This is a genomic window from Actinocorallia lasiicapitis (assembly GCF_054778695.1).
In genome coordinates, this window is sequence record NZ_BAAGZI010000241.1 from 1 (window position 1) to 9,076 (window position 9,076).

The 9,076-nt window shown below is 72.6% G+C and carries 9 protein-coding genes; 6 read left to right on the plus strand and 3 right to left on the minus strand.

The features are described 5' to 3' along the window. Positions 1–716 (minus strand): LysR family transcriptional regulator (locus tag ACYVE7_RS22825; protein WP_460367054.1); only part of this gene is annotated, 716 nt, incomplete at its 3' end. On the opposite strand from ACYVE7_RS22825, the gene ACYVE7_RS22830 reads away from it, so the two are divergent. The 6 genes from ACYVE7_RS22830 to ACYVE7_RS22855 all read left to right on the plus strand — a co-directional run bounded on the left by ACYVE7_RS22830 (position 609) and on the right by ACYVE7_RS22855 (position 6,805). Next, positions 609–845, plus strand: coding sequence for a hypothetical protein (locus tag ACYVE7_RS22830; RefSeq protein WP_460367046.1), 237 nt, complete (start codon positions 609–611; stop codon positions 843–845). The genes ACYVE7_RS22825 and ACYVE7_RS22830 overlap by 108 nt on opposite strands. A 38-nt stretch (positions 846–883) precedes the next feature. Next, a complete protein-coding gene (gene dapA, locus ACYVE7_RS22835; RefSeq protein ID WP_460367047.1) occupies positions 884–1,765 on the plus strand; it encodes a 4-hydroxy-tetrahydrodipicolinate synthase in 882 nt (293 codons plus the stop codon). Positions 1,766–1,807: 42 nt separating this feature from the next. Further along, positions 1,808–3,211: a sensor histidine kinase gene (locus ACYVE7_RS22840; protein ID WP_460367048.1), complete on the plus strand. Its 1,404-nt coding sequence runs from the start codon at positions 1,808–1,810 to the stop codon at positions 3,209–3,211. Between the two features lie 257 nt (positions 3,212–3,468). Continuing rightward, positions 3,469–4,998 carry a circularly permuted type 2 ATP-grasp protein gene (locus tag ACYVE7_RS22845; RefSeq protein ID WP_460367049.1) on the plus strand — a complete coding sequence of 510 codons (1,530 nt, stop codon included), beginning with the start codon at positions 3,469–3,471 and terminating at the stop codon, positions 4,996–4,998. After that, a complete protein-coding gene (locus ACYVE7_RS22850; protein WP_460367050.1) occupies positions 4,995–5,960 on the plus strand; it encodes an alpha-E domain-containing protein in 966 nt (321 codons plus the stop codon). Before ACYVE7_RS22845 ends, ACYVE7_RS22850 begins: the two co-directional genes overlap by 4 nt. A 2-nt stretch (positions 5,961–5,962) precedes the next feature. After that, a complete protein-coding gene (locus tag ACYVE7_RS22855) occupies positions 5,963–6,805 on the plus strand; it encodes a transglutaminase family protein (RefSeq protein ID WP_460367051.1) in 843 nt (280 codons plus the stop codon). Here the strand turns inward: ACYVE7_RS22855 and ACYVE7_RS22860 are convergent. Further along, positions 6,802–7,578: a neutral zinc metallopeptidase gene (locus ACYVE7_RS22860; RefSeq protein WP_460367052.1), complete on the minus strand. Its 777-nt coding sequence runs from the start codon at positions 7,576–7,578 to the stop codon at positions 6,802–6,804. The genes ACYVE7_RS22855 and ACYVE7_RS22860 overlap by 4 nt on opposite strands. Positions 7,579–7,678: 100 nt before the next feature. Then, positions 7,679–9,076, minus strand: a 1,398-nt coding sequence (locus ACYVE7_RS22865) for a glycerol-3-phosphate dehydrogenase/oxidase (protein ID WP_460367053.1), incomplete at its 5' end; no start/stop codon positions are given.

Consider the following 9,076-nt stretch of genomic DNA (forward strand, 5'->3'; position numbering starts at 1 on the left):
GCTCCGGTGCCCCGCCGGTAGGCGATCAGGGTGCGGCGTCCGGCGGGCAGCGGCCGCAGGATCACTTCGGGCGGCGCGTCCTCGGTGCCGAGCTCGGGCACGAGCGCGACGCCCTGACCGGCCGCGACCAGCGCGAGGACCATCCCGAAGTCGTCGGCGTGGTGCCGGATCCGCGGGCTGAACCCGGCAGACTGGCACGCCCGGACGGCCATGGTGTGGCAGAGGGTCCCCGGCGAGGCGACGATCCAGGGGGCGTCGCCCTGGGCGTCGAGCGGGTCCCCGGTCAGGGACGCGAGCTGGACGGTCTCCTCCAGCAGCGGTTCGGTGTCGAGCGCGGGATCGGGTTCGGCGGGCACGTAGTCGTACTCCTGGAGCAGCGCGACGTCCAGGGTGCCCGCGCGCAGCGCGTCCGGGACGGTCGCCGGATCCAGCTCGGTCACCCGCAGCTCCAGCCCGGGATGCTCCCGGCTCAGCGCGACCAGCGCGGGGGACAGGACGGTCCGCACGGCGGTCGGGAACACCCCGATCCGCAGGGTGCCGCCGAGTTCGGACCGGGCGGCGGCCAGTTCGGCCCCGGCCTGCTCCAGCACCCCGATGATCTTCTCGGTGTGGCCGACGAGGGCGCGGGCGGCGGGCGTCAGGGCGACCCGGCGGCCGGTCCGCTCCAGCAGGGGCGCGCCCGCTTCCCGTTCGAGCGCGGCGAGCTGCTGGGCGATGGCCGACGGGGTCTAGGCGAGGGCTTCGGCGACGGCTGCGATGGTGCCCCGGTGGGCGAGTTCGCGGAGCAGCCGCAGCTTGCGCACATCGAGCATCAGCTCAGCTTACGCTCCTGTGAAGAAACCTGAACTGGACCTACCGTATGCCGTTCCACCAGGCTGAACCCATGACGCTCACCGGTCTCCACATCCCCTTGATCACTCCGTTCACCGACGGCGGCGAGCTCGCCGCCGACGCGCTGGAGGGCCTCGCCCACCAGGTCCTCGACGACGGCGCGACGGGGATCGTCGCCCTCGGCACGACCGCCGAGACGGCCACGCTCACGCCGGGTGAGCGCCGCCGCGTGCTGGAGCTCTGCGGCCGGGTCTGCCGGGAGCGCGGCGCGCCGCTGATCGTCGGGGCGGGCTCCAACGACACCGCGGCCTCCGCCGACGCGCTGGCCGCCCTCGGCCCGGACGTCGCCGCCGCGCTCACGGTCGTCCCCTACTACACGCGCCCCTCCGAGGAGGGCGTGTACGAGCACTACCGGCGGCTGGCGGCGGCCAGCCCCGTCCCGCTGATCGTCTACAACATCCCCTACCGGACGGGCCGGACGCTGAGCCTCGCGACCCTGCTGCGGATCGCTGAGCTGCCGAACGTCGCCGGGTTCAAGCACGCCGTGGGCGCCGTCGACGACGTCACGGTCGGGCTGCTCGACGCGGTCCCCGACGGCGTCGCGGTGCTGGCAGGCGACGATCTGTTCGCCGCGCCGATGCTCGCGCTGGGCGCGCCCGGCGCGATCCTCGCCTCGGCGCATCTGGCGACCGGCCGGTTCGCGGCGCTGGTCGAGACCTGGCGGAACGGGCCGATCGACAAGGCCAGGGAGCTGGGCCGCGAGCTGGCGAGGCTGTCGTCGGCGCTGTTCGCCGAACCCAACCCGGTGCTGATCAAGTCGGTGCTGGCGGCGCAGGGCAGGATTCCTTCGGCCGCCGTCCGGCTGCCGCTGCTCCCCGCCTCACCCGGCACGGCAGCCGCCGCGCTCGCGGCCGTGTCCTGGCAGGAGCGGTAGGGACCCTTTACCGGCGGGCGGGTACGCCCCGACGGTATGGGGGTGGTGCGACGGTTGCGGCCGCGCTCGGTACGCGGCCGGCTGACGGCGCTCACGCTCGCCGTGCTGCTGGTGATCTGGCCGATCGTGATCGTCGCGGTCGCGCTCATCACCCGCGGGGTGATCTCCGAGGAAGTGGAGCGGGAGGTCTCGGCGGCCGCGCGCCAGACCGGCTCCATCGCCGACCGGCGCAGGTTCCGCGACGACATCCCGGCCCGCGGCTCCGTCGACCTGATCCAGATCGTCGGCGTCGACGGCAGGGTCCTGGCCGCGACCGTGCGGCTCCGGGGCAGGCCGCCGATCACCGCGATCCAGCCGGAGCGGGGCGACTTCGGCGTCGGCGAGGTGGTCTGCACGGAAGGCCGCTGCTTCCAGTTCATCGGCTACCGGCTCACCGGCACCGCCTACGGCGACATCATGATCTACGCGGGGAAGCAGCGGCCCCAGGTCCTCGACCGGCACTGGCTGGAGGTCGTGCTGGTCGGGGTCGCGGTGCTGTTCTCGGCGGGTGTCGTGGCCGGGGTGTGGCGGATCGTGGGGTCGGCGCTCAAGCCCGTCGCGCGGATCCAGGGCCAGCTGGCCGAGCTGACCGCGTCCGATCTGGGCGGCCGGATGCCGGTCCCGGAGACCGGTGACGAGATCGAGCGGCTGGCGGAGACCGTCAACGAGACGCTGGCGCGGCTGGACCTCTCGCTCGGCCGGCAGCGGCAGTTCGTCTCGGACGCCTCGCACGAGCTGCGCACCCCGATCACCGGGCTGCGGGCCAGGCTGGAGAGCGAGCTCGCCGCGCCGGGGAGCCGGACGGAGCTGGTGGAGACCCTGACCGCGGCGCTCGGCGACACCGAACGGCTGCAGGCGATCGTCACCGATCTGCTCCAGCTCGCCCGGGTGGACTCCGGCCGGGTCATGCCGCGGGTCGAGCTGGATCTCGCCGAGCTGGTCGCCGTGGAGGCCGAGGCGAGGCCGTGGCGGCTCGAGGTCGGCACGGATCTGCGGGAGAGCGCGGTCGTGTCGGGCAACCGGCTCCAGCTGGCCAGGCTGCTGGCCAATCTGATCGTCAACGCCGACCGCTACGCCGAGAGCCGGGTCCTCCTGGTCGTCAGGACGGACGGGCCGTGGGGGATCGTCGAGGTCCACGACGACGGGCCGGGGATCGCGCCGGCCGACCGTGAGCGGGTGTTCGAGCGGTTCACCCGGCTGGACGCCGCGCGCGCCCGCGACAAGGGCGGTACCGGGCTCGGCCTGGCGATCGCCAGGGACATCGCGGGCGCCCACGGCGGCACGGTGACGATCGGCGACAGCCCCCTGCTCGGCGGCGCGGTCATGATCGTCAAACTGCCTCTGCTGGGCCCGGAAAACGAAGATCCCCGCGACCCTGCGGGTCCGGGGGATCTTCGAGCGGCCTGACTCGCGCCGTTCGGCCTGTTCGTCTCAGACCTGCGTGCGCCGCGGGTTCGCGGTGTTCACGGGCCAGTTCGCGAGGGCGGCTTCGACCTCGGCGGTGAGCTCGGCGTCGACGTGCACGGTGGAGGCGGACTGCTCGGTCACGGCGGGTTTCCTTCTGCTCTGGGTAGGGAAGGGGCTGATGCTATCACCCAGAATATCCGGGCAAATGGGACTCCAGATTTCATCCGTCTGAAACACGTACTTTCTACGCTGCGGTTGTGGCGGACATCTTTGACGACTACTCACCGGCAGCGGCCTGGGACGAGATGTTCGAGCGGGCGGGAGTGCCCCGGAGCGCCTACGGACCTGTCCTGGCCGCGCTCCAGCCGCTCGACAAGAGCGAACTGCGCTTCCGCGCCGACCAGCTCGCCCGGGTCTTCACCGACCGAGGTGTGACCTTCGACTACGCGGGCGAGGAACGGCCGTTCCCGCTCGACCTCATCCCCAGAGTGATCGACTCACTGGAGTGGAAAGAGATCGAAAAGGGCGTCCGTCAGCGTGTCCGCACGCTGGAGGCGTTCCTCGCCGATGTCTACGGGCCAGGCGAGATCTTCCGGGACGGCCTCGTCCCCTGGAAGCTGGTCTGCTCCTCGGCGCACTTCCACCGCGAGGTGGCCGGGCTCACGCCCCCCAACGGGGTCCGTGCCCACATCTCCGGCATCGACCTCATCCGCGATGAGGACGGGAGGTTCCGGGTGCTCGAGGACAACGTGCGCACCCCTTCGGGGGTGAGCTACGTCATGGAGAACCGGCTGGCGATGACCAGGACCTTCCCGGGACTCTTCGCCGAACAGCACGTCCATCCCGTCGACGAGTACCCGGCGCGGCTGCTCGGCGCGTTGCGGGCCGCCGCGCCCCGCGACGTCGCCGACCCGGTCGTGGCCGTCCTCACCCCCGGGGTCGGCAACGCCGCCTACTTCGAGCACACCCTGCTCGCCCGGCTGATGGGCGTCGAGCTCGTCGAGGGACGCGACCTGCTCTGCGCCGGGAACCGCGTGTACATCCAGACCACGCAGGGCCGCAGACCCGTCCATGTGATCTACCGCAGGATCGACGACGAGTACCTCGACCCGCTGCACTTCAACGGCCAGTCGGTGATCGGCTGCCCCGGCATCGTCAACGCGGCGCGGGCCGGGAACGTCACGATCGCCAACGGGGTCGGCAACGGCGTCGCCGACGACAAGCTGATCTACACCTACGTCCCGGAGATGATCCGGTACTACCTGGGGGAGGAGCCGGTCCTGGCGAACGTCGAGTCCTACCGGCTGGAGTCGCCCGAGGTGATCGCGTGGGTGCTCGACCGGCTCGACGCCCTCGTGCTCAAGCCCGTCGACGGGGCGGGCGGCAAGGGCATCGTGATCGGCCCGCACGCCTCCGACCGGGAGCTGGCCGAGCTGCGCACCAAGGTCGAGGCCGACCCGCGCGGCTGGATCGCCCAGCGGCCCGTCTCGCTGTCGACCGTCCCGACCCTCACCGAACGCGGCCCCGCGCCCCGCCACGTCGACCTGCGGCCGTTCGCGGTCAACGACGGCGACGACATCTGGGTGCTGCCCGGCGGGCTGACCAGGGTCGCGCTGCCGGAGGGCGAACTGGTCGTCAACTCCTCCCACGGCGGCGGCTCCAAGGACACCTGGCTTCTCGCCGCCGATCGGGCCGAGCCGCGCGAGGCGCCGCCCGTCCCGATGCCCCGCACCACACCCGACGTGACCGTGCCCGAAGGCGGACCGGCCGAAGGAGCCCAGCAGTGACCCCGCCCCGCGCCAACCCGTCCGGCCTGCTCAGCCGGATCGCCGAGACCCTGTTCTGGATCGGCCGGTACGTGGAGCGGGCCGACGACACCGCCCGCATCCTCGACGTGCACGTCCACCGGATGCTGGAGGAGCCGTCGGGCGACGAGGACGCCGGCTGCCGCGCCCTGCTCGCGATCCTCGGCGTGCCCGCGCCGGACGACGAGCGGATCCACATCGGCACGGTCCTGAACCGGCTGGCCTTCGCCGGCGAGGGGACCTCCTCGATCACCGGCGCGTTCCAGGCGGCCCGCACCGGCGGCAGGTCGGTCCGCGAGGTCATCTCCACCGAGATGTGGGAGTGCCTGAACGTCACCTGGCACGACCTGCCCGCCAAACGGCACGACGCCGGACGTCTCGGCCCGCACGTGTTCCTGCGCTACATCAGGGAGCGGGCGGCGCTGTTCTCCGGGCTCGCCGACGCCACCATGAGCCGGGACGAGGGCTGGCACTTCCTGGTGCTGGGGCGGAGCCTGGAGCGGATCGACATGACCGCGCGGCTGCTGTCGCTGCGGATGCCGAGCGCCTCCTACGCCCCCGACTGGTCGATGCTGCTGCGCGCCAGCGGCGCCGACGAGTCCTACATCCGCACCCACGGCGGCACCGGCGAGCCGCGGCTCGTCGCGGCGTTCCTCATGCTCGACCGGCTGTTCCCGCGCTCGGTGCTGCACGCGCTCACCGTCGCCGAGGACTGCCTGGCCGCGCTGGACCCCGACCCGTCGCGGACCGGGTTCACCGACGCCGCCCGCAGGCCGATCGGCCAGATGCGGACCAGGCTCGAGTACACCGACACCGCGCTGCTGCTCGACCAGCTCCCCGAGCTGCTGTCGGCGCTCCAGCGCACCTGCGTGCAGGCCAGTGAGGCCGTCGCCGACAAGTACTTCCAGTACGCGCTGCCCGTCGCATGGGCACAGGAGGGATGAGGATGGGCTGGCGGCTGAGGATCACCCACACGACCCGGGTGTCCTACGACGGGGACGCGCGCGCGTCCTACAACGAGGTGCGGATGGCGCCCCTCACCCTGCCGGGGCAGACCGTGCTCGGCAACCGGTTCACCGTGACCCCGCACGTCCCGGTCTGGACGTACTGGGACTACTGGGGCAGCGAGGTCGCCTCGTTCGACCTGCAGGCCGCGCATCCGTCGCTGGTGCTGGTCGCGACCAGCACCGTGGAGACGAGCCCGCCGCCGCCGCTGCCCGAACCGCCCGGCTGGGCGGAGCTGCCCGCCCGCGCCCTGGAGCACACCCTGGAGGAGTATCTGGCCGAGACGCCCAGGACCACGGTCGAGCCCGAGATCGAGAAGAGCGCCGCGAGCCTGGTCGACGGTCTCGACCCGCACGACGCGGCGCTCCGGCTCGCGGCCTGGGTGCGGGACCGCGTCGAGTACATGCCGGGCGCGACCGGGGTGCACACCTCGGCGCAGGAGGCGTGGGACGTCCGGCAGGGCGTCTGCCAGGACATCGCCCAGCTCACCGTGGCCGTCTACCGGGCCGTCGGGCTGCCCGCCCGCTATGTCTCCGGCTATCTGCACCCCGACGCGGAGGCCGCCCCCGGCGACACCCGCGAAGGCCAGTCGCACGCGTGGGTGGAGTACTGGGCGGGCGACTGGGTGGCCTACGACCCGACCAACCGGATCCCGGTGGGGGAGTGCCATGTGACGGTCGCCCGAGGGCGGGACTACGACGACGTCCCGCCCCTCAAGGGGATCTACCACGGCGCCCCGAGCAGCGTCATGGACGTCCGCGTCGAGGTCACCCGGCTCCGTTAGGCGCCGGCGCCGTTCTTGTTGAGGCAGCCGATGACGCCGAGGGAGCGGCCCTGGCCGAACGCCGTGACGCGCTCGATGGCGTCGCCGTGGCTGGACGGGTTGAGCCACGGCTTGTCGTCGCCGAGCGCGGACAGCGACTGCCCGATCTCGGTGGTGTCGCCGTTCTCCCACTCCAGGGTGCCGTCCTTGCGCGCGCCCCACAGGACGGCGCCGGCGAGGCAGTCGGCCTGGAGTTCCTTGTCGGCGGAGACCAGGTTCATCTTCAGCCGGTTCTGGACGGCGTGGCCCCACTCGTGGGCGACGACCAGGTAGACGAAGGCGTCGCCCTGGGCGTACCCGGCCTTCATCAGGCCGAAGTCCCAGGCCAGGTAGTCCTCGGGGATGCAGTAGTAGGCGTTGAACTTCTCGGCGGGCTGGCCGTCGCAGGTGAAGCGGTCGGGGTCTTCGGCGTTATAGCTGCCCTTGACGGCGGGCGCGTTGTAGGTGCCGGTGAAGAACTCCGGCCAGTGGGTGGACCAGTAGGTGTTGACGACCTCGACCGCCCCGTTGATCTCCTTGGTGACGTCGGCGTCGCTGAAGGAGAGGTTGGCCTGCGGGTCTCCGCTGGGCTGCGCGGCCGGTTCGCCCGCGTCGCCGGGGACTTCGGTGGTCTTCATCGAGGGGACGACGGTGGGGTCGGCTTCCACGTCCCCGACGGAGAACTCGCAGCCCGTGGTGAGGACGGCGGCGGCCGAGACGGCGGCGGCGAGCGCGAGGACACGCTGCTTGAACATCGTGAATGCTCCGGAAGGTCAGGGCGGGGGGATGTGTACTTGTTCTGACTCCGCCGCTCGCGTCCGGGTTCATCCCGACTGGGTCACAGAAGGGGCCGGGTCACAGCAGCAGCGCGATCTGGGCGCGGACCTCCTCGGTGTCGAGCCCGCGCAGGGTGAGCGTGGTGCGGCGGCGCAGGATGTCGTCGGGCGTGCAGGCCCATTCGGCGTCGCGGGCGTAGACGGCCTGCGCCCAGATGTCGGGCCCCGCGGGGTGGATCGGCTCGCCGAGCGACGGGTCGCGGCGCACCAGCTCGGCCAGGTCGAACGCGAGCGTGCCGTAGTGGGTGGCCAGATGGGCGGCGACGGCCGGGTCCATCGGCTCGCCCGCCGTCAGCCGGTGCAGGACGGCCGAAGGCGACGCCAGACCGGGCAGCGGCATCGTCCGCAGCACCTGCGACCCCACGCCCAGCCGGTCCAGGACGACCTTCCCGATGTGCCGGTAGGTGGTCCATTTGCCGCCGGCGATCGACAGCATCCCGCGCCTGCCCTCGGTGATGACGGTCTCCCGCTTGGCGGTGGTCACGTCGCCGGGGCCGCCCGGCAGCGCCCGCAGCCCGGCGAAGGCGTAGGTGACGTCGTCGGGGCTGACGGTGACGGCGTGCCCGGCCTCGGCGAGGATCTGCGCGACGTCCATCCCGGTGGCGGCGACGTCGGCGGGGTCGCCCTCGTAGGGTTCGTCGGTGGTGCCGAGCAGCAGATGGTCCTCCCACGGGACGGCGAAGGAGACCCGGTACTTGTCCAGCGGGATCGTCAGGGCGGCGTGCCACGGTTCGCGCCGCTTCGCCACCACGTGCGCGCCCTTCGACAGCCGGACCGACGGCGCGGCGCCGGGGTCCTCCAGGGCGCGCAGCCGGTCCACCCACGGACCGGTGGCGTTGAGGACGAGCCGGGCGTTCACCCCGAACTCGGCGCCGTTCAGCGCGTCCCGCAGTTCGGCGCCCGACACCCGGCCGGACGCCGAACGCAGCGCCTCGACCTTCGCGTGGTTCAGGACGACCGCGCCCGCCTCGACGGCCGCACGGACCGTCATGATCGCGACCCGGGCGTCGTTCATCTGGTGGTCGGTGTAGACGGCGGCCCCGCGCAGCCCGCCGGTGCGCAGCGCCGGCACCTGTCGGACGGCCTGCGCCCTGGTCAGCACCCGGCCGAAGCCGTCACCGAACGCCGACAGCGCCGAGTACAGGAACACGCCCGCGCCCAGCTTGGCCGCGCCGTGGGGGCCGCCCGAGTAGATCGGCACCAGGAACCGCCGCGGCGTGACCAGATGCGGCGCGACCTCGGCGGCGAGGCTGCGGCGCTCCCGGTGGTTCTCCGCGACCAGCCGGACGTTCCCGGTCTGGAGGTAGCGGAGCCCGCCGTGCACCAGTTTGGTGGACGCGCTGGAGGTGGCGCCGGCGAAGTCGCCGCCGTCCACGAGCGCGACCCGCAGCCCGGCCTGGGCCGCCGTCCACGCCGC

Bases quoted from the DNA above. Each gene is read 5' to 3' on its own strand.
- dapA (WP_460367047.1), top strand. From the start codon at position 884: ATGACGCTCACCGGTCTCCACATCCCCTTGATCACTCCGTTCACCGAC.
- ACYVE7_RS22855 (WP_460367051.1), top strand. From the start codon at position 5,963: ATGGGCTGGCGGCTGAGGATCACCCACACGACCCGGGTGTCCTACGAC.
- ACYVE7_RS22860 (WP_460367052.1), bottom strand. From the start codon at position 7,578: ATGTTCAAGCAGCGTGTCCTCGCGCTCGCCGCCGCCGTCTCGGCCGCC.